This window comes from Paenibacillus sp. LBL (assembly GCF_029893715.1).
Classification (GTDB): domain Bacteria; phylum Bacillota; class Bacilli; order Paenibacillales; family Paenibacillaceae; genus Paenibacillus_AQ; species Paenibacillus_AQ glucanolyticus.
In genome coordinates this window covers 790,597-816,941 of the sequence record NZ_JARXYU010000001.1, presented here as the reverse complement: position 1 = coordinate 816,941, position 26,345 = coordinate 790,597, and the positions used below count along the sequence as shown (strand labels likewise).

The window sequence follows — 26,345 nt, the reverse complement described above, 5'->3', positions numbered from 1 at the left end:
AGAGACATCGTGGCAATTACTCGTAAAAAGATTACGGTAGTAGGTGCTGGCTTTACTGGTGCGACGACCGCGCTGATGCTTGCTCAAAAGGAACTGGGTGATGTGGTTCTGCTCGATATTCCACAGCTCGAGAACCCAACCAAAGGTAAAGCTCTGGACATGCTGGAAGCAAGCCCGGTTCAAGGATTTGACAGCAACATTGTCGGTACATCCAACTATGAGGATGCAGCAAATTCCGATATCGTTATCATTACAGCTGGTGTAGCTCGTAAGCCGGGCATGAGCCGCGACGATCTCGTTAACACGAATGCAGGAATTGTGAAATCGGTATGTGAGAACGTGAAGACTCACGCTCCGAACTCGACGGTCATCATCTTGAGTAATCCGGTGGATGCCATGACGTATGTGGCATATAACACACTTGGATTTCCCAAGAACCGCGTTATCGGTCAGTCCGGCGTATTGGATACAGCCCGCTACTGCACATTCATCGCACAGGAGCTGAACGTATCCGTTGAGGATGTGCGCGGATTTGTTCTTGGCGGTCATGGCGATGACATGGTCCCTCTCGTTCGCTATTCCAGTGTCGGCGGTATTCCGATCGACACATTGATTCCCGCCGAGCGGATTGAAGCGATTGTACAGCGCACTCGCGTTGGCGGCGGCGAGATCGTTAACCTGCTGGGTAACGGCAGTGCGTACTATGCCCCGGCGGCATCTCTTGTGCAGATGACGGAAGCAATTCTGAAGGACAAGAAGCGGATTATTCCGGTTATTGCTCTCTTGGAAGGCGAGTACGGCTATGACAACCTGTTCATGGGTGTGCCTGCCATCCTCGGGGGAGACGGCATCGAGAAGATATTTGAGCTCGAGCTGACTGCTGAAGAGAAAGCTGCACTGGATAAATCCGCGGAATCTGTACGCAATGTGACGGCGGTTGTGACTCTGTAACTGAATCACGCTTCACAGAATCGTCTAAAAATGCAGTCCCGTCCCGTTTCCAGGGGCGGGATTGCTTTTCTTTGGATGATCTGTCCAGTATAATAAGGACGATGACGTGTATGTAACAATAATCACACTAATGACTTTGGAGGAATTATTTATGTGGAACGTGACATTTTTTCTGCATATGGTCGGTACGGCGGCGCTAGGATTTTACTTGATCCTGCCGTTTGTTGTTGGCGGTATTCAGAAGCTGTCTCTCGGTGCTCAAGAAGGAGCCATTAATACGATTCGGGTAACGAATCGATTTGCTCAGTATGGTTTGGTCATTCAGCTGTTGACTGGCGGATACTTGATGTCTCAAGGGGACTATTCACCTGCCTGGATGATTATTGTAACGATCCTGCTTCTGGCTATGTTTGCGGTAGGGGGCATTATGAGCAAACCGCTGAAGAATGCGCTTGCAGGAATCCGCGAGAAGCGTGAAGTGAAGGAAGAAACAAGCAAGCTGGGTACGCTTAGCGCTCTTCTGGCCTTGCTGCTTTTGGTTATGATTTTCTTCATGGTGTTCAACCATATCATCTAAGAACAGCTACATACGAGAAGAAAACCGCCCGGTGAATCGGGCGGTTTTTTTGTTGAAAGAAAACACTGTACAACGTTTGATCCTGATCAATATGGGTAAAAAACAATAGCGAGAGGCTTTTTAGGAGTATAAAGAGCCGTGTCGTACACATCCTAAGAATGGTTGTTTGAGATACTGACCTGAAAGGAGAAATGTTCATATGCCACAAGATCAACCAAAGCAAACATTGCCGCCCCAGCATCAGGATCACAGGCCAGGAACGGAATCGGAGATGCACCCGAAACCGGAATTCGAGAGTAATGAATACAAAGCTGCCGGTAAATTGCAAGGCAAGGTAGCCTTGATCACCGGTGGTGACAGCGGCATTGGCCGTGCGGTAGCCGTGCATTATGCCAAGGAAGGTGCGGACGTATCCATTGTGTACCTGAGCGAGCACAAGGATGCCGAAGAAACGAAGCGTCAGGTGGAGCAGGAAGGACGTAAATGCTTGCTGATCTCCGGTGATGTTGGCGATGATGCTTTTTGCCGCGATGCCGTGACCGAAACGGTAGAGAAGCTTGGGAAACTCGATATTCTCGTAAATAATGCAGCGGAACAGCATCCTCAGAAGAAAATTGAGGACATTTCGAAAGAACAATTAGAGCGGACCTTCCGAACAAACATATTCGGGATGTTCTATCTGACACAGGCGGCCATGCCGCATCTGTCCAAGGGAAGCTCGATTATTAATACGACCTCCATCACGGCTTACCGGGGAAGCCCGCAGCTGCTGGATTATGCATCCACCAAGGGAGCCATTGTAGCCTTTACGCGCTCGTTGTCGATGAACATCGTTGAGCAAGGGATTCGGGTAAACGCTGTAGCCCCAGGACCGATCTGGACGCCGCTGATCCCTTCAACTTTCCCAGAGGACCAGGTGAGTGAATTCGGCGCAACCCAGCCGATGAAGCGCCCGGGTCAACCGGAAGAACTGGCTCCGGCTTATGTATATCTGGCATCAACAGACTCCTCCTATGTGAGCGGTCAAGTGATTCACGTCAATGGCGGTGAAGTGATTAACGGATAAGTCACTTGTATCTGTTACGAGAGACTTCGAGCATACATTTCTAGAATAAAACAGCGAACATCCAGGACTTCAGCCTGGATGTTCGCTGTTTTCATGTGATTGATGATTCGGATAATCAGACGCTTCTGAAACCGCTCGGAAGAACGCCGGTATCCCGGATCTCTCTGATTTCGTCCAGGGTCAAGAAACGGTTCGAGCTGATAATGGATTCCGGTTCCTCCCCGCCAATGATATCACCAAGATCCGCGATATTGGTGCTGCCGCGGAACACTCTGAATACGCCTTTAAAATTACGTCTTGAGAACAGAACCAGGGTGGCTCTGGATCTTGTCGAGAAGAATCGCAGGCTTTCAATGTCACCAAAGGTTCCTTCGAGATTGCGGATTCCTAAGTTTCCACGTCCGACAAACCGGCGTCCTGCGTAGAACTCTTCTCTATAAAGCGCGAGTCTGGGATAAACTACCTGGGAGATTGAGACTTTCTTCATCGTAATCTCCTCCTTTCCTTAACCAATATATGCGAGATTCATAGATTGGTATGGTTGATACAACGGGAGAGATCGACACATTTTTATCGGAGCATGGATGATATGGAATCTGGCACTCCGGATAGCGATCTGGTACTTGCTGGCTAAAGGGCCTGCTTACGTAGTCACAATGAATTCGCATGATCTTATTTCGAATTTTCGTTGCGGATCAGAACACTCCGGTTTATGATGAAAGTCAAATACGTCAATTCAGTCATAGGAGGAAACAGGTGAGAAGTTTTGGATTGGCTTTTGCAGCTTGGTTTGAAAAGTACACCTTTCTGCTGATTCCCGGCTCGCTGGTGCTTGGCTGGCTGCTCTCGGATTATTTGCTGGATTTTGTACACTGGATCCCCTATTTGTTTGGTTATATTACATTGATCATGGCTCTTGGCTGCGGCATCCGACATTTGCAAGGTGTTCTAAAAAAGCCCTTTGCCGTCATACTGACGCTGCTGCTCGCCCATGCGGCGGCTCCGGTGCTTGCTTACGGACTGGGTTCTGCCGTATTCGGAGCACAGTCCGACTATACGATAGGTCTGCTGTTATTCGCCATCATTCCACTGGGGATATCCTCGGTGATGTGGGTGGGAAGCTCCGGCGGGAGCGTTCCGTTCATATTAGCTGTTGTAGTGCTGGATACTATACTGAGTCCGCTGGTTGTGCCAGCATTGATGGACATGTTTATCGGGGATGCTCTGGTTACATGGAACTCTTCTGAACTGATTCTGGATTTGTTGACCATGGTGGTACTGCCGACACTGATCGGAGTGATGCTGTACGAAGTATCCAAAGGGCGGATGAAGGACTGGTCGGCTCCGGTGACACAGCCGATATCCAAGCTGTTTTTCATGCTGGTGGTTATGCTCAATGCGGCAGCCATCGCTCCCCATGCAGCTGGCTTGAAGAATGAGATGCTGGTGGTTATACCGGTTGTCCTTACGCTGATTGTGATATGTTATCTGCTTGGGTATTTTGGCTCGTATGTGATGCTTGGACCGACCCAGGAAATGCAAATCACATTTACATATGCTTCAGGAATGCGTAATATATCTCTCGGGATGGTGCTTGCGACATCTTATTTCTCACCGCAGGCTTCGATCCCGGTTGTACTGGGCATTATGTTTCAACAGCCGGCCGCAACGGTTATTCATGCGCTGTTTCATAGAAGGCGGACGCGGGCGGTAATATATCCAAAATGATTATGCAGCAGAAAGAGGAGAGACCATGAGGCAGTATCGCAACCGCTTGACCCTGATTATGCTTACTTTAATTGGACTATCCATGCTTGCAGCGGGCCTGGCTATGGTGACCGTGTTCAAACAGTCGCATATTCAGCTGCTCGAGGACAATATGGTTCGGGAAATCAGGCTTCTGCAGACCATGATGGAGTTTCCGGCTACGGACGATCCGGATGCCTTATCGTATTATACCGAACGATCGAAACAACTGGAGGAGTTGTCCGACGCTCGAGTCACTTTTATATTGAAGGATGGGACGGTTATCGGGGATTCGGAGAGCGATCCGCTAACCATGGATAATCATGCCTATCGTGAGGAAATGCTTCAAGCGGTGAAGGAAGGCCGCGGCAGCACCATCCGCCGGAGCAATACCCTTCAGCAGGACATGCTGTACGTTGCACTTCCTGTTCAGGCAGGGGAGAACTTTGACGGGTTCGTCCGATTGTCTGTCAGCCTGAAGGAAGTTGATCAGGGAGTCAGACAAGGCTGGACGGTTATGGGGATCGGCCTGCTGGTGTTGTTTCTGATTGCTGCCTTGGTGAGTTACCGTGTTGCCAAGGGTTTAACCTCACCACTGGAAAAAATAACGCGCGTAGCCAGACGGATATCGCGCCTTGAGTATGATGCGAGGGTGAAGATTCACCGTCAGGATGAGATTGGCCAATTGGCACAAGCCATTAACGCCATGGCTGACAGCCTGCAAACCCAGCTGCGCACCATAAGGGATAATGAGGATTTGCTGCAAAGCGTTCTGAACAATATGACGGGCGGCATCGTTATGGTGAACAGGGCAGGTCAGATCATTCTCGTCAACCGGGCTGCCGAGAAAATGCTGGGTATTGATGCCGAAGTGATTACCGGCAAATCATACCGTGAGCTCAAGCAGCATTATGAGTTGACGAAATTGATGGAGGAAGGACTTGAGAGCAAGGAAGATTTTCATGAGGAGCGCAATCTTTATTATCCGGTCGAAGCCATTATCCGGTTGGATGGGGTGACGATGAGGCAGGAGGAGGAAGAGGACTCCTATCGCGGAATGCTGTTCCTGCTGCAGGATGTAAGTGATATCCGCAGGCTTGAACGCATGCGGAGCGAATTCGTAGCCAACGTGTCCCATGAGCTGAAGACCCCGCTTGCCGCGGTCAAAGGGTTTGCTGAAACACTGCTCGGGGGTGGAGTTACAGATGAGAAGACCTCGCGATCCTTCCTCCAGATTATATACGACGAGTCCGAACGGCTGAACCGGCTGATCGGCGACATCCTGGAGCTGTCCAAAATCGAATCCAAGCGAATCCAGATGGATTACTCGCCGATTCACCTGTCGGTGTTCTTTGATACGATATCGGAAATGATGCGTACAGTGGCTGAGAAGAAGCGGATCACCCTGGAGCTGGACATTCCGGAAGAGTTGTTTATGGAGGGGGATGAGGATAAACTTCGTCAGATTTTCATGAATCTGCTCTCCAATGCAATTAATTATACGCAGGAAGGCGGACGAGTAAAATTAACCGCGCGTGAACAGCATAATAACGGCAGTGCCGATGATATGGTGGAGTTCGTGGTGACGGATTCCGGGATCGGGATTCCCAAAAAAGATCTTCCTCGCATATTTGAACGATTCTACCGGGTGGATAAAGCACGCTCACGCGGATCAGGCGGAACCGGGCTTGGACTATCCATTGTTAAGCATCTTGTGGATCTTCATCACGGCACCATCAAGGTGGAGAGCGAGCTCGGCACCGGAAGTTCCTTCATCATTGATCTTCCGGTATTGCAGGAAACGGACGAAACAGGAAGTTAACACTCCGTTAACATTCTGTTGATATACTTGCATAAGCAGTCCAATTATCTAGATAAGGGCGGGGGTAACATTGAGTCAACGCATGCTTGTTATCGAAGATGAGCCGACACTTTCTCGGCTGTTGTCTTACAATCTCACGCAGGAAGGATTTCAAGTCGAGGTAGAGGAGCACGGCACTGCAGGCTATGAGAAAGCAGCCAATCATGAGTATGATCTGATCCTGCTGGATGTCATGCTGCCTGGAATGAATGGCTTTCAGATTTTAGAGAAGCTGCGCGGCAGCGGAATCACTACGCCGATCATTATTCTGACTGCGAAGAACGCCGAAGAGGAAGTTGTTCAAGGTCTGAAGATGGGAGCGGATGACTATATCACGAAGCCATTTGGGGTATCCGAGCTGCTGGCGCGTGTGTCCGCGGTCATGCGCAGGGTTTCGGGCCATGTGGAAGAGGTAAAGACGCCTGACCAGCAGGGTAATGTCATTTCACTGGGACAGCTGGAAATCTACCCTGAGAAATATGAGGTGCGGCTGGGCGGTCAGAGCATCAATCTCCGACCGAAAGAATTTGAAGTACTGCTCTATCTGGCCAAAAAACCGGGCGTTGTGTTAACAAGAGATGATCTCATGAACGTGGTCTGGGGTTTTGATTATATCGGCGGACAGCGAACCGTGGACGTTCACGTAAGTTCACTTCGCAAGAAGCTTGAGCTTGATCCTGAATCCGTGCACATAGACTCCATACGCGGAGTTGGCTATAAACTGGTTGTTAATCCGAAAAAAGGCTCCCATCATTCGATTTGAAATGATGAGGAGTCTTTTTTAGGTTTTTTGTTTACATTGCCTTAATATTTTGAGTAAATTCTCCTAATACTAGTCCAGTAAGATGCGTCTAAAGGACCAGATTAAAAGGGGTGAGGGCGCATGACATTGCTTCAAACCAAACCGGCACAATCAGCAGTAGTAGAAGTACAAGCGGAAGCGGCATTCGAGAGCCGATTAACAACGGAGCCTGAAGCAGGTGCATCATATCGGCAGTACATAAGAAAGGTCCCTATTATCCGGGAGAGTGAATCTTGCCTGGACGTGCTGAATATGTTCGCGAAGGACCCGTCCATCCCTTGTGTTATTTACTGCAATGAGGAGGACAGGCCGTCAGGTCTGATCATGCGAGATGTTTTTTACCAGCGCATGATGGGCAGGTTCTCCGTAGATTTGTATTATACGAGGCCAGCCTTTCGGTTTGCTGACCATCACCCGATGAAGATCGACATGTCGGAGAGGGTAGGATCCCTGCTTCAAATGGCTTTGGAGCGTCCGGATTCAAAATTCTACGACTGTGTCCTGTTAACGGATGGGGATCGGCTTGCAGGGGTGCTGACTGTCCGGGACCTCATGCGTCTGTCCAGCGGTCTTCAAGCCGAGGCCGAAGAGAAGCGGGAATTGATTTTGCAGGAAAGTTACCGCCATACGCATAATATACAATCCTCGTTAACCGAGGTCAGAGAGGCAGCAGCGAAAACAAGTTCCGAATGCAAACAGATGAGGGAATGGTCCCATACCGGGAAAGAGAAGCTGGAACTTGTCAGAACCTCATACCTTGGGCTTGTCGATGATATGACCAAGCGTGAAGGACAAGCTTCTGAGCTCGTCCAGAATGCAAGCCGCATATCCTCTATCACAGGAATGATTACGGAGCTTGCGAATCAAAGCAGCCTGCTCGCCATGAATGCCTCGATCGAAGCTGCACATGCAGGGGAGCACGGACGGGGATTTCAAGTGGTTGCGGTAGAGGTGCAGTCGCTTGCCAAGCAGACACGAAAGCTCTCGGGCGATATATCCGAGCTGCTGCAGCACATCGAGCGGCTCGCAGCGGATACAGCCGAAGGTGCCGTATCTTCGCTGAGAGAAATCCAATCATGCGAGAGTCATGTGAGTGAAGGCAGTCAGATGTTCCATGAAATGGAGACGACCGTTCATGAGATAGAGATATCCGGCAATCGGGTTTATCAACTGGCAGAGGAAACGGTCCAGCGCGTGGAGCGGGTCAAATTAGAGCTTGCAGGAATGAGCAACAGCGATGTTTCAACAACGTAAGTGTCGAAATCTATGTCTATGATTCTAGTTTTTTTTGAGATTTTACACAGAGTTTACATTTCTCAGAAACTGTTATTACATTACAGGATTATTATCAATATTGTGAGTAGGAAAGTAGAGACAACAACCATTTTGAAGGAGTGGATTCGTTTGTTTAGAAAATGGGGTCGTAAACCAGCAGGTATTCTGGTATTGGTGTTAATGCTGAGCACGCTTCTGGCAGCATGTGGCGGAGGTACTTCCGGCAGTGCTACAGGGGAAAATACAGACAATGGTTCAGCACAGCAAAACGAAGAGAACACAACAGCTTTGACAGGTACAATTGAAATTGACGGCTCAAGCACACTGCATCCTTTGACCGAAGCGATTGCTGAAGAGTTCGGTGCAGCAAACCCGGATGTTCGTATTCCGATTGGAACAGGCGGAACAGGTGCTGGCTTTAAACGCTTTAACAGCAGTGAAATCGCAGTGGCCAATGCTTCCCGTCCAATTAAAGATACCGAAGCAGAAGAAGCAAAAGCCAACGGCATTGAGTATCACGAAGTTCTGGTAGCCTATGACGGATTGTCCGTTGTTGTTAACCCTAGCAATGAATTTGTAGATAAACTCACCGTGGATGAGCTCAAAAAAATCTATGAACCAAACAGCACCGTGAAAACATGGGCTGACGTTCGCGAGGGATGGCCCGCAGAAGAAATTAAAATCTACTCGCCAGGTACGGATCACGGAACATTCGATTACTTCACCGAAGCGATTAATGGTGAAGCACAGTCAAGCAGAAATGATAAGCAAATTACGTTCAGTGCCGATACAAACGCAGTTGTTCAAGGCGTTGCCGGTGACAAGAACTCCATTGGATACTTTGGATTCTCCTTCTATGAAGAGAACCAAGACAAGTTGAAACTGGTTCCGATTGATAACGGAACAGCTACCGTAGCTCCAAGCATCGAAACGATCAAGGATAACAGTTACGCTCCATTGTCCCGTCCGCTGCTGCTCTATGTGAATGACAAAGAGCTTGAGCGTCCAGAAGTGAATGCGTTCATGAACTTCTACCTTGAAAATGCCGCTAGTCTTGCTGGCGAAGTTGGATTCGTACCACTTCAAGATGACCAGTATCAAGAAGAAATAGACAAGTTGGCAAAATAATTAAAGACTAGATGCCCGGAGGGTTCCCTCCGGGCGACCCATAGAAAGGGAAGAGGAGAATGAACAAAACTTCACCCGTGGCGGGAAGCACTAAAAGCATGACATTCCGTCGAAGCAAAACACGCATCTCAGATAAAATCATTCCAGTTCTGCTCGGCTTGTGTGCCATGCTTTCGGTGCTTACCACCATCGGTATTGTATATACGCTTCTACAGGAATCCGTGATCTTCTTTAAGGAAGTGCCGGTATGGTCCTTCTTGACAGGAACGACATGGAGTCCAATTCTCCCTCCAAAAGAATTCGGCGTGCTGCCCTTGCTGGGCGGCACATTGCTGATTACAGGCATTGCGGTCTTATTCGCAGTGCCTATCGGCTTGGCATGCGCTATTTATCTCAATGAATACGCTCCTGCCCGGGTTCGGGGGGTTGTAAAGCCAGTACTTGAAGTATTGGCCGGTGTACCGACGATTGTATATGGATACTTTGCGCTCGAAACGGTAACGCCATTCCTTCAGAAGATTTTTCCCAACATGGGTATATTCAACGCCCTTAGTGCCGGTATTGTGGTCGGGATCATGATCCTGCCGATGATATCGTCACTAAGTGAGGATGCCATGCGAGCTGTACCGAAGAGTTTGCGTCATGGCGCTTATGCGCTGGGAGCTACCCGGTTTGAGGTTGCGCTGAAAATCGTGCTGCCTGCCGCTCTATCGGGCGTAGTGTCATCCTTTGTATTGGCGTTCTCGCGCGCGATTGGCGAGACAATGATCGTAACGGTGGCTGCCGGTGCAACCCCGCAGTTGACACTGAATCCGCTGGAAAGCATTCAGACGATGACTTCTTATATTGTTCAAGTAAGTATGGGTGACGTTCCGCGCGGAACGATCGAATACGGTACGATTTTTGCAGTAGGTCTGACTTTGTTTGTCATCACCTTCTTGCTTAATATACTGGCGCAGTGGGTCGCTCGCCGTTTCAGGGAGGAATACTAGATGGAACAATTAAATCTGGGGGATAGCAAAGGTATCAACCGGAGACGTCGAAGTGACCAGACGCTGCATATTATTTTTCTGGCTTGTACCAGCATTGGTATTCTGGCCTTGATGGCTTTGATTGTTACGATTGTGATGGATGGCGTTCACAGGCTCTCACCGGAGCTGTTCACCAACTTTCCGTCACGAATTGCGGATAAAGCTGGCTTGAAATCACCGATTGTCGGCACGATTTACCTGCTGCTGCTCATGGCGCCGCTGTCCTTTATACTGGGTGTGGGTGCGGCAATCTTTCTTGAAGAGTATGCGGGACGCAGCCGCTGGGTTCGGCTGATTCAGTTGAATATCAGTACGCTTGCAGGGGTTCCTTCTATTATATACGGTATCCTGGGTCTTGCGATTTTTGTGCGTGGGATGAACCTTGGCCGCAGTCTGCTCTCAGGGGTATTAACGATGACCTTACTCGTGCTTCCGATTATTATCGTTGCGGCTCAGGAGGCGCTTCGTGCCGTACCTAAGAATCGGCGGGACGCTTCGTATGCCCTTGGGGCAACGAAATGGCAAACGGTATCCAGCGCCGTGCTGCCTTCAGCGATTCCAGGAATTATGACCGGGGTTATCCTGGCCTTGTCTCGCGCGATCGGCGAAACCGCGCCGCTGATTATGATTGGTGCTTTAACGTACGTGGCCTTCTTGCCGGAGAATCTGCTTGATTCGTTTACTGTCATGCCGATCCAGATCTTTAACTGGGTATCAAGACCAAGTGAGGCTTTCCACGAGCTGGCAGCTTCGGGTATCATTCTGCTCCTCATCATGCTGTTCATTATGAACATTGCAGCCGTGTGGATCCGGAATAAGTATTCGAAGAACATCTAAGAGAGGCTATAAGCAGATCTAATCGTGAAAAAGGAGACATGAATAAGATATGGAATCCATCATACAAATTGAGAAACTAAACCTTTATTATGACACGTACCACGCCCTGAAAAATGTAGATCTGGACATTCCGGAGAAAACCGTGACGGCATTCATCGGACCGTCCGGCTGCGGTAAATCCACTCTGCTGCGTACGTTGAACCGGATGAACGATATGATTCCTTCCACCCGGATTGAAGGCAGCGTGCAAATTGGCGGGACGGAAATTTACAGCGAAGAGGTTCACGTTGAAGCATTGCGCAAACAGGTAGGCATGGTATTTCAGCAGCCGAATCCGTTTCCTAAATCAATCTATGACAACATCGCGTACGGGCCGCGTCTGCATGGTATCCGCAACAAAGCCCAGCTAGATCAAATCGTGGAACAAAGCCTGAAACAGGCCGTTCTGTGGGATGAGGTCAAAGATTATCTCAAGCGCTCGGCTTTGAGCCTCTCTGGCGGCCAGCAGCAGCGTCTGTGCATTGCCCGGGCGCTTGCCGTGCAACCGGATATTCTGCTGATGGACGAAGCAACATCGGCGCTTGACCCGATCTCAACGCTGAAGATTGAAGAGCTGGTACAAGAGCTGAAGAGCAACTACACCATTGTCATGGTAACGCACAACATGCACCAGGCTGCCCGTGTATCCGGGCAGACGGTATTTTTCCTGAATGGTGAAGTGGTAGAATCCGCAAACACCGATACACTGTTTTCTACACCATCCGATGCGCGTACCGAGGACTATATTTCGGGCCGCTTCGGGTAATGATTCAATATCGAAATGATCTTTCTTAAAAGCAGATAGGAGGAGCGTCACACATGATCCGGAGAATTGAGTTTGATCAGCAGCTTAATGAGCTGAAGACCCTGCTGCAGGATATGGGCAAACATATGGAGGAAGCTCTGGCCAGCAGTGTACAGTCTCTCCAGACCTTGGATACGGAGAAAGCACAGGCCGTTATCAAGAACGATGCGCAGTTAAACACCATGGAAGAGCAGATCATGGAGATTGGCTCCCGCTTAATTGTAACCCAGCAGCCTGTGGCGAAGGATTTGCGCCGGATTTTGGTGGCCTTCCGCATTGCAAGCGATTTGGAGCGTATGGGCGATTTGGCTCGAGACGTTGCCAAGGTTACGATCCGCCTTCAAGGACAGAAGCTGATTAAGCCGCTCGTGGATCTTCCACGGATGTCGGATTTGGTGCGGGCGATGGTTTCAGAATCGATCGAATCCTATCTAACCGAAAACACAGATCTGGCTTATAAAATGGCTCAGGACGATGATCAGGTTGATCATCTATACAGCGTCATTCTGCAGGACCTCTATGCGCATCTGACTTCTGATCCGGATTCGGCCAATCAAGCCATGCTGCTGATCATGGTGGGGCGCTACATCGAACGGATTGCCGACCATGCAACCAATATTGGCGAGAGTACCGTATATCTCGTTACAGGGCATCGTCCTGACCTCAATCAATAAGCGCGATTACAGGGAAACGCTGGCGAAAGCCGGCGTTTTTTTGCGTGAAATCTGGAATTCACCGTTAATCGAACGGATTGTTCGGAATTAGCGGTAACCTATGTTATCATGTGGGAAGGAAGTAATATTGGTGCGAGGTGTTCTATGGACAAGCTGATTCTAATTGATGGAAATAATATCATTTACCGTGCATTCTTTGCGATGCCGCCGCTTACGAATGCAAGCGGGCAGCAGACGAATGCGGTTTACGGTTTTACCACCATGCTGCTTCGGGTGATTGAAGAGCATAAACCGACACATATAATGGTAGCTTTTGATGCTGGCAAGGAAACGTTCCGGCATGCGGATTATCAGGATTACAAGGGTGGACGTCAGAAGACGCCGCCTGAGCTGTCGGGACAATTCCCGCTGCTTAAAGAGCTGCTTAAGGGCTTGGGTGTCCCCCAATTTGAAATCGGCGGTTATGAGGCGGATGACATCATCGGCACCATTACCCGTCAGGCTGATGAAGCTGGCCGTAAAGTGATGGTTGTATCGGGAGATAAGGACATGCTTCAACTGGCTTCGGAGCATACAACGATTGCCATGGTCCGCAAGGGTGTTACAGATATCGAGTATTATGGACCGGAACAGATCAAGGAGCGTTACGATCTGACCCCTGAACAGATTATCGATTTAAAAGGGCTTATGGGCGATGCTTCCGATAACATACCAGGGGTTCCAGGCGTGGGCGAGAAAACAGCGCTGAAGCTGCTGCATGAATTCGGCTCGGTAGAGGCTGTGATCTCGCGGACCGATGAGCTCAAGGGCAAGATGAAGGAGAAAATTGAAGAGCATGCGGATTCCGCCATTCTCAGTAAGAAGCTGGCTACGATCTTCCGCGAGGTTCCGCTGGAGCAGTCGCTCGATGATATGGCGTTTGCAGGCTTGAATGAGGAAACGGCCGGACCTGCGCTGGCGAAGCTGGAGTTCAAATCCCTGATTGAAAGGCTGAACCTGAGCACGAGCGGGATCAGCGGTGATGCGGTGGAGGCGAAGCCGGAAGCGAAGATTGATGTGGCAATTGTAGGCACGAAGGAGCTAGCCGGCGTTGCTGACATTCTTGAACACGTGACTATGCTGCATGTCGAGACGCACGGAGACAATCCCCATCATGCAGAGGTGATCGGGATTGCGCTGGCAACAGCGGAACGGCAGTACTATATTCCGTTTGACGTTCTGAAGTCGGAGGAGGCGGAGCCTGTCCGTGCTTGGCTTGCTGATAGTGAAATCCAAAAACGCGGTTATGATTTGCATCGGATTGATCTGGCGCTCCACTGGCAGGGTATTGCTTTTGCAGGGGCGGCATTTGATGTCCATCTGGCGGCCTACCTGCTGGATCCGACGGAATCAAATCAGAGCCTCAGCGGGCTGGCTTCCAAATACGGACTCGCGTATCTTCAAGCCGATGAGGATGTGTTTGGTAAAGGGGCAAAATACAAGGTTCCCGAGCTGGAGAAGCTTAGCGAACATATGGCTAGAAAATGTTTGGCCGTCACGGAGCTTGTCCCGGTACAGGAGAAGGAGCTGGCGGCAAATGAAATGCTTCCTCTCTTCCATGATCTGGAGATGCCGCTTTCCCGCATTCTTGCCGATATGGAGAAGCAGGGGATTGCCGTGAATGCGGAAGCTCTGAAGGAACTGGGGCGTGAGTTCGAGGGGCAGATCGACAAACTCGTTAAAGAGATTTACGAGATTGCCGGAACAGAATTCAACCTGAATTCGCCTAAACAGCTGGGAGAAATACTGTTTGTCAAATTGGAGCTGCCGGTCATCAAGAAGACCAAAACCGGTTATTCCACCGATGCTGAAGTGCTGGAGAAGCTGGCGCCTTATCATGATATCGTTCGCCTGATCCTGCAGTATCGTACCCTGGCTAAACTGCAATCTACTTATGTGGAAGGCCTTCTGAAGGAAATCTCGGCACAGACCGGGAAAGTACACACATATTACCGTCAGACAATAGCTGCGACGGGCCGTCTGAGCAGCCAATATCCAAATTTGCAGAACATTCCAATCCGTCTGGAGGAAGGGCGCAAGCTGCGTAAAGTTTTTGTGCCGTCGGAGCCCGGCTGGAGCATTCTGGCTGCCGACTATTCCCAGATCGAGCTTCGTGTGCTTGCGCATATTTCGGATGATGAGCGGCTGAAGGAAGCCTTTGTTCAAGATATGGACATTCACACCAAGACTGCGATGGATGTGTTTGGAGTCGGCGTGGATGAGGTGGATTCAAATATGCGCCGATCCGCCAAGGCGGTTAACTTCGGGATTGTCTATGGCATTAGCGACTACGGCTTGTCCCAGAACCTGAACATTACCCGGAAGGAAGCTGCGGCGTTTATCGACCAGTATTTCGAGGTGTTTCAGGGCGTACGCCGCTATATGGACGTGATCGTCAAGCAGGCGAAGCAGGACGGTTATGTGAAGACGCTGCTGGAACGCCGACGTTATTTGCCGGAGATCAACGCCAGCAACTTCAACCTGCGCTCTTTCGCGGAGCGTACGGCGATGAATACGCCGATACAGGGAACCGCGGCGGACATTATCAAGCTTGCCATGGTCCATATGGACAAAGCGCTGCATGAACGCCAATTGAAGAGCCGCATGCTGCTTCAGGTACACGATGAATTGGTGTTTGAGGTGCCGGAGGATGAGCTGGAGGTCATGAAGGAATTGGTTCCGGAAGTCATGAGTCATGCATTGAAGCTGTCGGTACCGCTGAAATCGGAAGTCAGCTACGGAGAGAACTGGTACGAAGCGAAGTAGATGTGCTGCAGGCTCTGCCTCGCAGGCAGCTTGCTTACAGATGATGGGGACGTTTCTAAGGGATCATGGCGTGAAGAGGGGGCTGATTATGCACCATACCTTTCCACAAAACCATGGTCCCGCTGTGTCCCAACTTCCGGTATAATGGTACATGAGGTGAAGTCATTATGCCGGAATTGCCGGAAGTAGAAACCGTTAAACGAACACTTAACCAATTGATTAAAGGTAAGCACATAGATCAAGTTTCCGTACATTTGCCGCGGATTATTCAACGTCCCGACGATGCCGAGGCGTTTGCGTTTATGCTGAAGGATCACACCGTGCAAGGGGTGGAGCGCCGAGGCAAATTTTTACGGATGCTGCTGGACGGGCTGGTCCTCGTTTCCCATCTTCGGATGGAAGGCCGATATGGATTATATAGGGCCGAGGAACCTGTAGAGAAGCATACCCATGTCATATTCCATTTCTCGGATGGCACAGAGCTGCGTTATAAGGACGTGCGCCAATTCGGTACGATGCATCTGTTTGCGCCCGGGGAAGAATTCAAGCATGCTCCCCTTGCCAAATTAGGCTACGAGCCGCTTGATGACACATTTACGTTAGGAACCTTCAAGCAGGTCATTGGCAGCAAAAAAACAAAGATCAAGGCTGTGCTGCTTAACCAGGCATATGTGGTCGGAATCGGCAATATATATGTCGATGAGGCTTTGTTCCGGGCCAAGATTCATCCGGAGCGCAGCGCGAACAGCTTGAAGGATGCGGAGCTGAAGCGATTGTACCATGCCATTGTGGATACATTGTCCGAGGCCGTAAACGCTGGGGGCTCCTCTATTAAATCCTACGTCAACGGACAGGGCGAGATGGGCATGTTCCAGCACAGCCATCAGATTTATGGGCGTAAGGACAAGCCGTGCCATGCTTGCGGTGGTCCGGTTCATAAGATGGTTGTTGGTGGACGCGGGACCCATTATTGCCCGAAATGTCAACCGGTCCAGAAACAATAAAATATAGGCGTGCACCCATTCCCCTTCTCACACATATAATGTGGAACATATGTGGAGCGCATGGAGCTGCTCTCTTTATGAATGAGCAGCTGTCTATGGCGCTTTCGGAGGAGGGAAAAGGGTGCTCAATCATATTTTCTCGTCTGCGCTGCTGGCCATGGCATTAAGTCTGGACGGTTTTGGAGCGGGTGTTACATACGGTCTGCGCAAAACAAGGATACCGCTATTGTCTGTATTAATCATCTCGCTATGCTCCGGACTGGTGCTAGGCGTCTCCATGCAGGCGGGTGCTCTGTTACAGCGGTTCTTATCCCCATCTGTGGCATCCGTTATCGGAGCTGCCATTTTGATTCTGCTGGGTTTGTGGTCCCTCTATCAGCAAGTCCGCAGAAGAAGCGAGTCTGAAGCGCAGCCGGTTTCTGCTTCGGGGATTTCCGAATCCCTTACGGAAGCACAGGCTGCTTTAAATCAAAGGAAGTCCATCGACGGTGGGGCTGGCACAGCTGAACCAGAGGAGCTTCAGAAGGCTGTATTCTCTCTTGAGATTCCGAAGATCGGCGTTGTCATTCAAATTCTGCGCAGTCCGACAAAGGCGGATCTGGATGACTCCGGCAGCATCTCTCCCTGGGAGGCGATGTGGCTCGGGATCGCGTTATCGCTTGATGCGTTCGGAGCTGGACTTGGCGCAGCGATGCTGGGTTTTTCGCCGCTGGGTACGGCGGCTGTGGTTGCATTGTTTAGCGGGATATTCCTCGTTATGGGCATGAGGATCGGTTTACGTTTTGCTTCCAAGGGCGGAATGCGATTTATCTCTTATTTGCCCGCTTTTTTGTTAATCGTCATGGGTATAATGAAGCTGTTATGAGGTGAAGTCATGAATATCGGTTTAACCGGAGGAATTGCAACAGGCAAAAGCACCGTGTCCTCTATGTTGGCCATGAAGGGAGCGCTTCTCGTCGATGCGGATATCATCGCCCGGGAAGTGATGCTCCCGGGTCATCCGGTGCTGGATGAAGTGACCGAACATTTTGGACAAGATATCCTGTTTGAGGACGGTACCTTGAATCGAAAAAAACTCGGAGAAATCATATTTCATAATCCCGAGCAGAGAACGGCGCTGAATGGTATCACACATCCTGCGATACGGCAGGAAATCCGGGAACGGACGGAAGCGTACGAACGCCAGCATCCGGATCGGCTCGTGGTGGCCGATATTCCGCTGCTGCTGGAGGCGAGGGAGCAATATCCTTTTCTTGAGCAGATAGCGGTTGTCTATGTACCGCGAGAGCTGCAGCTTGAGCGTTTGATGAATCGTGATGCTCTTACCAGAGAAGCGGCAGAGGCACGTTTAAGCAGCCAGATGGATATCGAACAGAAGAAGTCGCTGGCGGATATTCTTATCGACAACAGCGGCTCACTAGTCGAGACACAGCTGCAGGTGGACAACCTGTGGCGCAGGATGGTTCAAATATGAAGTGGCTGCTTAAAAAAAGAGTGCTGCTTCTGCTGTTTGTTTCTTTTGTAGCGCTTCTGTTCCTGAGCTCCAACTGGATGACGCTCCTGTACCCGATCCATTATAAAGATGAGATCCGGAAGCATGCAGATTACTATGAGGTTGATCCATTTCTGGTGGCGTCCATCATTCGGGTGGAAACCAATTTTAAGCCGGGCAAGGAGTCCAAGAAGGGTGCGCTTGGCATTATGCAGCTGATGCCGGATACGGCCAATTGGGCGATGGAAATGGCCAAGCTGCCCTCGGTGAACCTCCTGGGCGTAAAGAATGAAGTGGACGCGAATATCCAGCTGGGCACCTGGTATATCCAGAGCCTGCACAAAGAGATGGACGGCAATCCGATTGCCGCCATTGCAGCCTATAATGCCGGCCCCGGGAACGTCAAGAACTGGATCAACAAGGGTATGTGGGATGGAACCTATGAGAATGTGAAGAGTATTCCCATTGGGGAAACCAGGCATTATGTACAGCGAGTAATTTATTATTATAATCAATATACGGACGTATATAAGGGCGGTTTTTAATGAAAAAAGAGCGCTGGACAGGCTCTTACATCGAGCCGCCAACACTCCTTTTTTAAGGAAGAATCAATTATTGACCGGAGTATTGACCAGCCAATTGTTGCTCGGCCAGGGTTACAAGACGTTTTGTGATGTATCCCCCGATCGAACCGTTCTCGTAGGAAGTCATGTTACCTTGGTATCCGTCTTGTGGGATGGAGATACCAAGCTCTTGAGCTACCTCGTACTTCAATTGCTCAAGAGCAGCGTTTGCGCGAGGAACAACCAGGTTGTTGGAGTTGTTGTTGCTTTGTGCCATGTTAAGTTCACCTCCTTGAGTTGGTAAAAGTATTATGTCTCGGGTTTCGCATTTTCATAACATAAAAGACAAAAGTTTTGCTGGTAAATTTTTCTGAATGTAGTTACAGGTTAAATATGCGAAGAACAAAGGAAGTGAAGATGACTTTATGAAATGTCCATATTGCAGTTATGCCGGAACGAAAGTGCTGGATTCCAGGCCGGCCAACGAGAATAAATCCATCCGCCGCCGCAGGGAATGCGAGCAGTGCAGCAAAAGATTCACAACCTTTGAAATGGTGGAGGAAACGCCCCTGATTGTCGTTAAAAAGGATGGTAGCCGTGAAGAGTTTAGCCGGGAGAAGGTGCTTCGTGGCCTGATTCGGGCTTGCGAGAAGCGTCCGGTATCCGTCGACCAGCTGGATATGATTGTGTCGGATGTGGAGAAAGCACTGCGCAATACCGCAGCAGCCGAGGTGGAGAGCCGCCAGATCGGCGAGCTGCTGATGGAACGGTTATATCCCGTGGATGAGGTAGCTTATGTCCGCTTTGCGTCCGTGTATCGGCAGTTCAAGGATATCAATATGTTTATGAAGGAATTGAAAAGCCTGCTGTCCAAGGATACGGACGTACAGGAGCTGTAAGAGCGTCGTGGTTTTTTAGGGAGACGGGTACTATACCGATGTTAGGATGGCTCCGCAGCCTCATCATGATAAGTGACATTATATAGAGAGTAAAAGAAGTACAGCTTGTCTTCATAAAATGCCAAAAAAATGTTGACAGGCCTGCTGATATTTTATATGATATAGAAGTCGCTTACGGGGCCTTAGCTCAGCTGGGAGAGCGCATCGCTGGCAGCGATGAGGTCAGGGGTTCGATCCCCCTAGGCTCCATACATGGAAAGCCCTTGAGAAATCAGGGTTTTTTTATTTTTTTGGACTCCAGAATGATATGAGATTGGCTCATTATTGCTCCGTGATCACATTCGTGATCACCAAAAAAAATTTCTGCTTACAATTGATCACAATCAGAGCAATAAAAAAAGGCTCCTGAACGTATGAAGATCGTCATAGGAGCAGAACCTTATTGTGAGCTATTCGATTGATTGAACAACATATTTCCGTACTTCTTGGCTGTCTCCTTATGGACGCTTGGAAGAACGTGACTGTAGATGTCAAGTGTAATTCGTACATCTGAATGCCCGAGGATTTCCTTTACTATCTTCGGATTGATATCTTCTTGCAACATCAGAGTAGCTACTGTGTGCCGCAGATCGTGAAACCTTATCTTGGGTACATCGGCCTTCTTGATCAGATTGTAGAATGTACGCAAGAGATTGCGTGGCAGTATAGGCGTTCCGAAGCCAGTACATATAACTAGGTCATTGTTTTGATACACGGGCCTGATGGCGAGCATTTCCTTCATTGTATTGCGCTTATGCTTTTGCAATACTTCTAATACCCTCTGATCCAGCGAGATTGTTCTTGTGCTGGTCTTGGTCTTCGTTTGAGCGGTCAGTTCCTTTCCATCGTGGCTTAGCGTTTGTCGGACGCTTAGTGTTTCGTTCTCGAAGTCGATATCTTTCCATCTGAGTCCTAGAATTTCGCTTTGTCGCATTCCCGTAGTAAGAGCCAGGAGGAAGGCGGGGTAAAGTCGGTGTTCTTTAGCGACTTTTAGAAATTGGTTGGCTTCCAGTACGCCCCAAACCTTCATTTCCTTCTTTTCAACTTTAGGCGTTTCGGCATCTTTCACTGGATTATGTGGTACGTACTTTCGCTTTACAGCGGCTTCAAATGCACTTTTTACGATCTTATGGATGTCTAGGATGGTTCGTGGAGACAATTGCGCATCCTTTGCTAAGTCGATGTAAAATTTCTCGATCTGAGCTGTCGTAATCTTAATGAGTTCAAATCGTCCGAGCTTCGGAATGATATGTTTATTCACGTGGCCCGTATACACTTCCAACGTATGCTTCCTCAGCTTAAGCGACTTGCTTTGAAGCCATTCAGGAAAGAAGTCAGCCAACGTCCGTTTCGTCGGCTTCACATACGTGTTCTCGTCAACCTGCATTGCTACTTTGCGCATTTCACGCTTGGCTTCTGCTTCGGTCTTAAAACCCCGCTTGAAGATTTGCTTACGTTTGCCCTTCTCGTCTTTCCCAGCCTCAACTACGAAGTACCATGTACCACGTTTTTCATCCTTTTTTACTTTCATGGTGATTCTCCTTTCAATTTTAGTGGAATCTTTCACAAACACTTTTTTGCTGGATCGCCTCGAATGCGTATAGTGCCCATTTGTCTCACCTCCTTTCAAGACTGGATTCTAACCGTTAAGCCACTTCAGAAACACTTCTCTATGGATTCTGATGGTTTTCCCGATCCTGACAATATGGAATTGTCCTGAGTTAACCAATTCATAGGCTTGACGGCGGCCAATACCGAGGATTTGTTGAATATCGTTTACGCATAGCACCTCAGGGCTGATGTTCTGCATAGTTATCATCCTTTCACGATTTCTTTAGGAGCAGGTATACGTTGGGCTGCGTTAGCTGAAATTTCCTTATTCTGTTCAGATGCTCTCATTTCTAATGCTTTCGGATTCAACTTTATGTGCAAGGCTTTCCTCCCAGGCTTGGAATCATCCGCCTCGACATCGATGTAAGATCGTTGTGAGAGTATCCTGATTGCTGTATCCAGCCGTTCCACTCTGGTGAACTTGCCTTTGGTCTTCTGCCAGATGTACTGCTTACGATATTCCTGCTTTCCCTCTCTGACGAGGACGTTCCATAGATATTTCGCACTTTCTAGTTGCTCATCGGATTTAATCCACCCAAATGCGGCCATCGTATGGTCTACGAGATACTGTTTCAATTCAATCACCTTTTGAATGGTCGCAAGGCTGATGTCGTCGTTAATCCTGCATTCTTCGTTATCAAACTGTTCTGCCACATGCAACAATGAAGCGATTCGCAGCAGATGGGCAGGAAGCCGCTCTGTCCATGACTTCATAAAGTCAAAGGCTAGGTCATTGTTCAAGCTTTCTTCATGCTCTTTTAAGAAGGCAAGAAACGACTCCTGAGCTTCTGAGGACAAACAGAGCTTGATTGGTTGCTCAGGGCAAAAGTCCATCATTGCCATGATCGAAGAATAGAACTTTTGCGATACTGGCTCGCCGATTTCTTTTGGCGTCACATCACGTGTCCCTCGCATTGATCTAGGAACAGCGTAAAGGAATCGGCCAAATAATCCACGATCTGCCAGGCGATCAGGAAGTCCTTGCAGGACGCTTGGTTGCACGAATAGACCGATTGTGAGTACAGGTTTGTTCAATACCTCAGACGGTCGTCCAATGCGGTCAACGGCCAGATAATCACCTGTGTATGACTTAAGGTAAACATCCAGATTCGGTGTCGTACTGTATCGCTTTCCATCCAGCATCTCGAACAAGCCGCCTTCAGAAGAAAGCACTGCTAACTTCTCGCCGTTCTTCTTCATTAAGCCGATTAACTTCTCTGGAGTAACGTCATCGGCAATAATTCTAGGCAATGTACCGTCTTCGTCAGTGTCAGAGCCATTGTCCTGGGCTTGCGCTCCCATACGTTTCTCATAATCGATGAGGGGCCGCACGAACGCATTGTGAACGACGCTTTTCCTTTCCCCTGAGGGCATAACAACAACGGTGTATAGGTTATTCAGTTCAGTCCATGATCCCGTTGTAAAAGGGCGAATCACGAACTTCTTGGATAGAGCTGCTGATAGAACGGATAGTGCGGCGAAACCTGATGCATCGACAGGTGTCTGTGATGCGTCCGATACTGCTAATACAAACCGCTTTAGCCATACTGGGAATGTGTCGACGGGAAAGCTCGGAAGATCGTACTGATCGAACGGTATGACATCAGCTTCTTGCTGGGGTATTGTCATTTAAACTCCTCCTCCTATGCCTGATTTTGTTTTGCCTTCTTGCAATCATGACTTTACAGCAGCTTGATTTATGTTTCAATAGTTGTAAAATACGTTGTAAAGAATATTAAAATGTTTCAATTATCGAACGATAGAGTGCGCTTTTTCATACCTGCTACGGGCATGAAGTACGAGCAAGTATTGAATCAAATGGACTGAATATCAATTCTGCGTCTTGGAGGGGATTTTGTGAGGCAATCGTCAAAATCAACGATCACGTTCACGGATAAAGGCAACATTAGAGAGATCACGGGGAGCAATTACGAAGTTTTCAAGCAGTACAGTATCGGTAAGAAACTGCGATTCGTTCGTGAGACACTAGAAGAGATGCATTCAAAGAAAGAGTTCAGCAGAGGTAAAGTGGCTAAAGCGGCTGGCATGTCGTATCAGGGACTAAAGAACATTGAAGAGGAGCATAACAAGCGACCATACAACGGGACAATTAAGTTACTGTGCAAGGTATATGACCTTCCTCTTAAGCTGTTTACGGATGAAGAATATTGCAACTCATTAGAAGGCTTTTTGCTCGGTAAGCAATCGAATAAGGAAAAGTTTTTTGAAAACTATTACAAGATGAACTTTAATCGTCATCCCCTCGATCCTAGTTATTGCGTACATATAGATGAAGGTGAGTATTTTGATATTGATCCAGAGGCTTATGACGTTATTCATAATGATGACGGCAGTATAAGCTTTGATCGATATACTGTTGAGATTTCACTGAAGATGTATCAGACATCATCGAGGTCGCTGGTCAGTGATAGCAGAATTATTGAAGAGACCGTGCTGACTTCCGACGATGTAGAACATTTGAAGGAACTGATTCAGAGGGAAGTAACCTATATGAAATCGAAGTTGAAGAAAAGCCTGGAGAATCAATCTCACGATACGACTAAGTTGATACAGGAGCATATCAAGCGGTTGGACAAAGCGATAGTTGAAGAAGAATAATACGAATGTAAGTTCCGTATTGCACAAATTATAGCAAGTGGTTGTTCTATCTGTGGGGAGATAAGTATTACACAGTTTCTTGTCGTTACTACCTCTCTAGAACAGATAAGGGAGCAACCATAGCATGAGAGTATTATCAGACACAAAGACGTTGTATATCAATCTGAATGACATTGAGAAGAGACAGCTATTCAACAGTATCATCAAGGTGTACAACAATACGGATCACGTAAGGTATCGTTACTTCGTCGTAGACAAGCGGAAGGGCGTGTACCTGTGGCACCTTCCCAAGTTTCCTACATCGAAGTTCACTTGTAAGCTCATGTTTCACGGCTACTCTGACGATAGCTCGTTGCTGCGTGACATATTTAATTTCATACCACTGCATAGATGGTCAGTGAAGCGGCTGGATATTGCATTCGATAGTAAATCTCCATATGAGCAGTTCCATGCCGTGCATCCACCTAAACGTGCGGATGTTCGACCTCTGTCGACTTCAATGTATATGGGTTCCAGGCGTTCATCTGTCCAGCTTCACATGTATGACAAGCGGCTTCAGATGCAGGAGAGACGCGGGGTGCAGACAGATATCTCCACTCGAACAGAGCTTCGATTCCGTTTTCCAACGATGAAGAAGGTGTCAGCACTGACGATCGATGATTTCGTTGCGGCTCAGCAATATCAGATCATCGCAGACATTTCAGCAATGCCTTTCAAGCTACAGGAACTCGTAAAGCAACTGAATGCAGGTAGCCTGAAGTGGGGACATCTCACACGGGCTAATCAGAAAAAAATAAGAGAGTATGCAGCGGCACAAGCGGTGAACTTGTACGACCTCATACTCTCAAATGTAGATGACCTTGCTAGCTTCATTCACTCTCCCACATCTGACGTTAGCGCAAGAACCTCCTGACAGTTTCCTGCTGCTGTAATGTTATTTCCTTTCATATTGATGGTAAGCACTCCTGAGCGAGATTTCAATACTATTCGGACTAATCCTCCTCCAATCCTTGAGATGTCTGGGTCTGCGCTAGTCTTGTCATTATACTGATACATGACTAGAAGAACGAGCGACTAATTTTTCTTTAATGTAGGATTTATCAGTCTGCAGCGGGATACTGGATAAAGCCCATATGGATCGAGGTATTGAGCAGGATTAGTCCTATTAGTCTCGTATTTACCAGCAAGATTGCTGTTTACTACTCCCATGAATAACTCAAAACGAGAGTGATACATAGATGTATATGATATTTCGGCATATTAATAGATCATCGTATGAAACGCATTGTTTACGAAGAGAAAGCTGCAAGCTGAGAACCTAAACGGTGAGTAAGTTGAATTTTACACCATTCATTAAGGTTTTGAATCAGGATTGAAGCAGGTGGTGGGAAGATACCCAGAATATACACTGGTTAAAGCAGTACTCACATACTAAGGAGGAACAAACAATAGCTATCTAAGGTATTGTCTATTGGCGTGTTCGTGAACAAGTATGATCCGTAATGTATCACTTCCCCCACACCGTCAGCATCTGATCCCCTTTTAATTTGTACATACGTTCTAATTTCATCGAAAGGCTAAAAATCCAGTAGTACCAAGGCTTTCAGCAATTTGTGCCGAAAAGTTTTACCTAGTCGTGTGTAAGCATGCCGAAAATATAAATTTTGTTAGCGCTTTTGGTTGGAATTTGAATGATTGTCACTCAGAAAAAACTTGCCTATAATCAGAAAAAATTTCTTGAGAATTCCTATTCTAATGGTTACGTTTTATCTATCCTAATGTAGGCTGCAATCTACAGCGGGTCTCCTCTTATTCAAGGTAGGAGGTTGCACTATTCCCATTAGAGTGAAAGGAGTACAAATGAAGAAACACATATTCTACCCCTGTGACTTCGATGACAATGAGGAAATAATCCCTTACTGGGAGATGCACAGGATATTCAACAGACACGTACTTATGGATGTCGATAGCCTTCCTGTGTACTACCAGTTACGCATCAAACGCCATTTCTGTTTTTTGTCTCAGGCTGAGCTAGCATCTCATCTCGGAATGGGCACAAGTACTCTCTGTGAGATAGAAAATAGCAAGCGAGATATTCCCCGAAAGTATGGAGAAGCCGTTGAACGCTTCTTATATCGAGAAATGTGGTACGGTGGAGCACTTACACACGAAATTGATGATCTTGACGATGAGATGATATAAATGATGCCACTTAATAAGCAGGATAAGGAACCAGGTATACCGATTGACTACTGGTGTTACCTACACACCTAATTTATCGCTTGAAAAGTAACTAACAATAACAATTCGTTCATTGAGCATCAGCAATTCTTTTATGAAGAGTGTTCTCGCAAGCCCATTAAGGCATCGACTTTGTAGCAAGATTCGTTATACACACGAAAAAACCAAGTCAAAGCCGAAGGCCAAGCGAAAGGAAGAGAAGTCAATCAGTTAGACTGGCTCCCCCTGTTTAATCCCTTAATTTTGACGGTAGAACTCTTCAGCCTCTTCGATTGCATAT

Annotated in this window: 26 protein-coding genes and 1 tRNA gene; 22 read left to right on the top strand and 5 right to left on the bottom strand. The window is 48.2% G+C overall.

The genetic code is table 11. From position 1 onward, the window contains the following. The first annotated feature begins 9 nt into the window (after window positions 1-9). The 3 genes from mdh (at window position 10) to M2277_RS03850 (ending at window position 2,594) form a co-directional block, all read left to right on the top strand. Entirely contained in the window at window positions 10-951 is a 942-nt protein-coding gene (mdh, locus tag M2277_RS03860) for a malate dehydrogenase (protein ID WP_006212034.1), read from the top strand. Between the two features lie 151 nt (window positions 952-1,102). Then, window positions 1,103-1,528 carry a hypothetical protein gene (locus M2277_RS03855; RefSeq protein ID WP_063480362.1) on the top strand — a complete coding sequence of 142 codons (426 nt, stop codon included), beginning with the start codon at window positions 1,103-1,105 and terminating at the stop codon, window positions 1,526-1,528. 199 nt (window positions 1,529-1,727) lie between these two features. Continuing rightward, the gene (locus tag M2277_RS03850) at window positions 1,728-2,594 is read left to right on the top strand and encodes an SDR family oxidoreductase (protein ID WP_006212031.1); all 867 of its coding nucleotides are present in this window, start codon (window positions 1,728-1,730) and stop codon (window positions 2,592-2,594) included. Between the two features lie 115 nt (window positions 2,595-2,709). Here the strand turns inward: M2277_RS03850 and M2277_RS03845 are convergent, their stop codons facing one another. Further along, window positions 2,710-3,081, bottom strand: coding sequence for a hypothetical protein (locus M2277_RS03845; RefSeq protein ID WP_063480361.1), 372 nt, complete (start codon window positions 3,079-3,081; stop codon window positions 2,710-2,712). 269 nt (window positions 3,082-3,350) lie between these two features. On the opposite strand from M2277_RS03845, the gene M2277_RS03840 reads away from it, so the two are divergent. The 14 genes from M2277_RS03840 (at window position 3,351) to M2277_RS03775 (ending at window position 18,638) form a co-directional block, all read left to right on the top strand. After that, window positions 3,351-4,322: a bile acid:sodium symporter family protein gene (locus tag M2277_RS03840; protein WP_280754176.1), complete on the top strand. Its 972-nt coding sequence runs from the start codon at window positions 3,351-3,353 to the stop codon at window positions 4,320-4,322. A gap of 25 nt (window positions 4,323-4,347) precedes the next feature. Continuing rightward, window positions 4,348-6,162: a two-component system histidine kinase PnpS gene (gene pnpS / locus M2277_RS03835; protein WP_063480359.1), complete on the top strand. Its 1,815-nt coding sequence runs from the start codon at window positions 4,348-4,350 to the stop codon at window positions 6,160-6,162. A gap of 70 nt (window positions 6,163-6,232) precedes the next feature. Further along, a complete protein-coding gene (locus tag M2277_RS03830) occupies window positions 6,233-6,964 on the top strand; it encodes a response regulator transcription factor (protein WP_040680925.1) in 732 nt (243 codons plus the stop codon). A gap of 120 nt (window positions 6,965-7,084) precedes the next feature. Continuing rightward, on the top strand, window positions 7,085-8,257 hold the full coding sequence (locus tag M2277_RS03825; RefSeq protein ID WP_063480358.1) for a methyl-accepting chemotaxis protein: 1,173 nt from the start codon (window positions 7,085-7,087) through the stop codon (window positions 8,255-8,257). A 150-nt stretch (window positions 8,258-8,407) separates the two neighbouring features. Continuing rightward, window positions 8,408-9,406, top strand: coding sequence for a PstS family phosphate ABC transporter substrate-binding protein (locus M2277_RS03820; RefSeq protein WP_006212025.1), 999 nt, complete (start codon window positions 8,408-8,410; stop codon window positions 9,404-9,406). Between the two features lie 98 nt (window positions 9,407-9,504). Further along, the gene (gene pstC / locus M2277_RS03815) at window positions 9,505-10,398 is read left to right on the top strand and encodes a phosphate ABC transporter permease subunit PstC (protein WP_228029941.1); all 894 of its coding nucleotides are present in this window, start codon (window positions 9,505-9,507) and stop codon (window positions 10,396-10,398) included. Continuing rightward, on the top strand, window positions 10,399-11,274 hold the full coding sequence (gene pstA, locus M2277_RS03810) for a phosphate ABC transporter permease PstA (RefSeq protein WP_006212023.1): 876 nt from the start codon (window positions 10,399-10,401) through the stop codon (window positions 11,272-11,274). A gap of 49 nt (window positions 11,275-11,323) precedes the next feature. Then, window positions 11,324-12,079 carry a phosphate ABC transporter ATP-binding protein PstB gene (gene pstB / locus M2277_RS03805; protein ID WP_006212022.1) on the top strand — a complete coding sequence of 252 codons (756 nt, stop codon included), beginning with the start codon at window positions 11,324-11,326 and terminating at the stop codon, window positions 12,077-12,079. Between the two features lie 53 nt (window positions 12,080-12,132). Further along, complete coding sequence (phoU, locus tag M2277_RS03800; protein ID WP_006212021.1) at window positions 12,133-12,792, top strand: phosphate signaling complex protein PhoU; 660 nt, start codon at window positions 12,133-12,135, stop codon at window positions 12,790-12,792. Between the two features lie 144 nt (window positions 12,793-12,936). Then, a complete protein-coding gene (gene polA, locus M2277_RS03795; RefSeq protein ID WP_280754175.1) occupies window positions 12,937-15,597 on the top strand; it encodes a DNA polymerase I in 2,661 nt (886 codons plus the stop codon). A gap of 167 nt (window positions 15,598-15,764) precedes the next feature. Beyond that, entirely contained in the window at window positions 15,765-16,601 is an 837-nt protein-coding gene (mutM, locus tag M2277_RS03790; RefSeq protein ID WP_280754174.1) for a DNA-formamidopyrimidine glycosylase, read from the top strand. 121 nt (window positions 16,602-16,722) lie between these two features. Beyond that, entirely contained in the window at window positions 16,723-17,466 is a 744-nt protein-coding gene (locus tag M2277_RS03785; RefSeq protein ID WP_006212019.1) for an MntP/YtaF family protein, read from the top strand. 9 nt (window positions 17,467-17,475) lie between these two features. Beyond that, window positions 17,476-18,075 (top strand): dephospho-CoA kinase, encoded by a 600-nt coding sequence (gene coaE, locus M2277_RS03780; protein ID WP_006212018.1) that lies wholly within the window; start codon window positions 17,476-17,478, stop codon window positions 18,073-18,075. Then, a complete protein-coding gene (locus M2277_RS03775) occupies window positions 18,072-18,638 on the top strand; it encodes a lytic transglycosylase domain-containing protein (RefSeq protein WP_280754173.1) in 567 nt (188 codons plus the stop codon). The genes coaE and M2277_RS03775 overlap by 4 nt, the downstream gene beginning before the upstream one ends. A 67-nt stretch (window positions 18,639-18,705) precedes the next feature. On the opposite strand, the gene M2277_RS03770 is transcribed toward M2277_RS03775, so the two are convergent. Beyond that, a complete protein-coding gene (locus M2277_RS03770) occupies window positions 18,706-18,933 on the bottom strand; it encodes an alpha/beta-type small acid-soluble spore protein (protein ID WP_006212016.1) in 228 nt (75 codons plus the stop codon). A 148-nt stretch (window positions 18,934-19,081) separates the two neighbouring features. Between M2277_RS03770 and nrdR the strand changes: the two genes are divergently transcribed. Together nrdR and M2277_RS03760 are read left to right on the top strand one after the other, a co-directional pair. After that, a complete protein-coding gene (gene nrdR, locus M2277_RS03765; protein WP_006212015.1) occupies window positions 19,082-19,555 on the top strand; it encodes a transcriptional regulator NrdR in 474 nt (157 codons plus the stop codon). A 176-nt stretch (window positions 19,556-19,731) separates the two neighbouring features. Then, a tRNA-Ala gene (locus tag M2277_RS03760) sits at window positions 19,732-19,804 on the top strand. 190 nt (window positions 19,805-19,994) lie between these two features. Here M2277_RS03760 and M2277_RS03755 read toward each other — a convergent pair. From M2277_RS03755 to M2277_RS03745, 3 genes are all read right to left on the bottom strand, one after another. Then, the gene (locus tag M2277_RS03755) at window positions 19,995-21,125 is read right to left on the bottom strand and encodes a site-specific integrase (protein ID WP_280754172.1); all 1,131 of its coding nucleotides are present in this window, start codon (window positions 21,123-21,125) and stop codon (window positions 19,995-19,997) included. A gap of 108 nt (window positions 21,126-21,233) precedes the next feature. Next, window positions 21,234-21,404: a helix-turn-helix domain-containing protein gene (locus tag M2277_RS03750; RefSeq protein WP_348537766.1), complete on the bottom strand. Its 171-nt coding sequence runs from the start codon at window positions 21,402-21,404 to the stop codon at window positions 21,234-21,236. Window positions 21,405-21,409: 5 nt separating this feature from the next. After that, window positions 21,410-22,834 (bottom strand): YfjI family protein, encoded by a 1,425-nt coding sequence (locus tag M2277_RS03745; protein WP_280754170.1) that lies wholly within the window; start codon window positions 22,832-22,834, stop codon window positions 21,410-21,412. Window positions 22,835-23,062: 228 nt separating this feature from the next. Between M2277_RS03745 and M2277_RS03740 the strand changes: the two genes are divergently transcribed. The 3 genes from M2277_RS03740 (at window position 23,063) to M2277_RS03730 (ending at window position 26,026) form a co-directional block, all read left to right on the top strand. Beyond that, window positions 23,063-23,824 carry a hypothetical protein gene (locus tag M2277_RS03740; protein WP_280754169.1) on the top strand — a complete coding sequence of 254 codons (762 nt, stop codon included), beginning with the start codon at window positions 23,063-23,065 and terminating at the stop codon, window positions 23,822-23,824. Window positions 23,825-23,948: 124 nt separating this feature from the next. After that, window positions 23,949-24,737: a hypothetical protein gene (locus M2277_RS03735; protein WP_280754168.1), complete on the top strand. Its 789-nt coding sequence runs from the start codon at window positions 23,949-23,951 to the stop codon at window positions 24,735-24,737. 947 nt (window positions 24,738-25,684) lie between these two features. Then, a complete protein-coding gene (locus M2277_RS03730) occupies window positions 25,685-26,026 on the top strand; it encodes a helix-turn-helix domain-containing protein (protein WP_280754167.1) in 342 nt (113 codons plus the stop codon). Window positions 26,027-26,345: the final 319 nt, after the last annotated feature.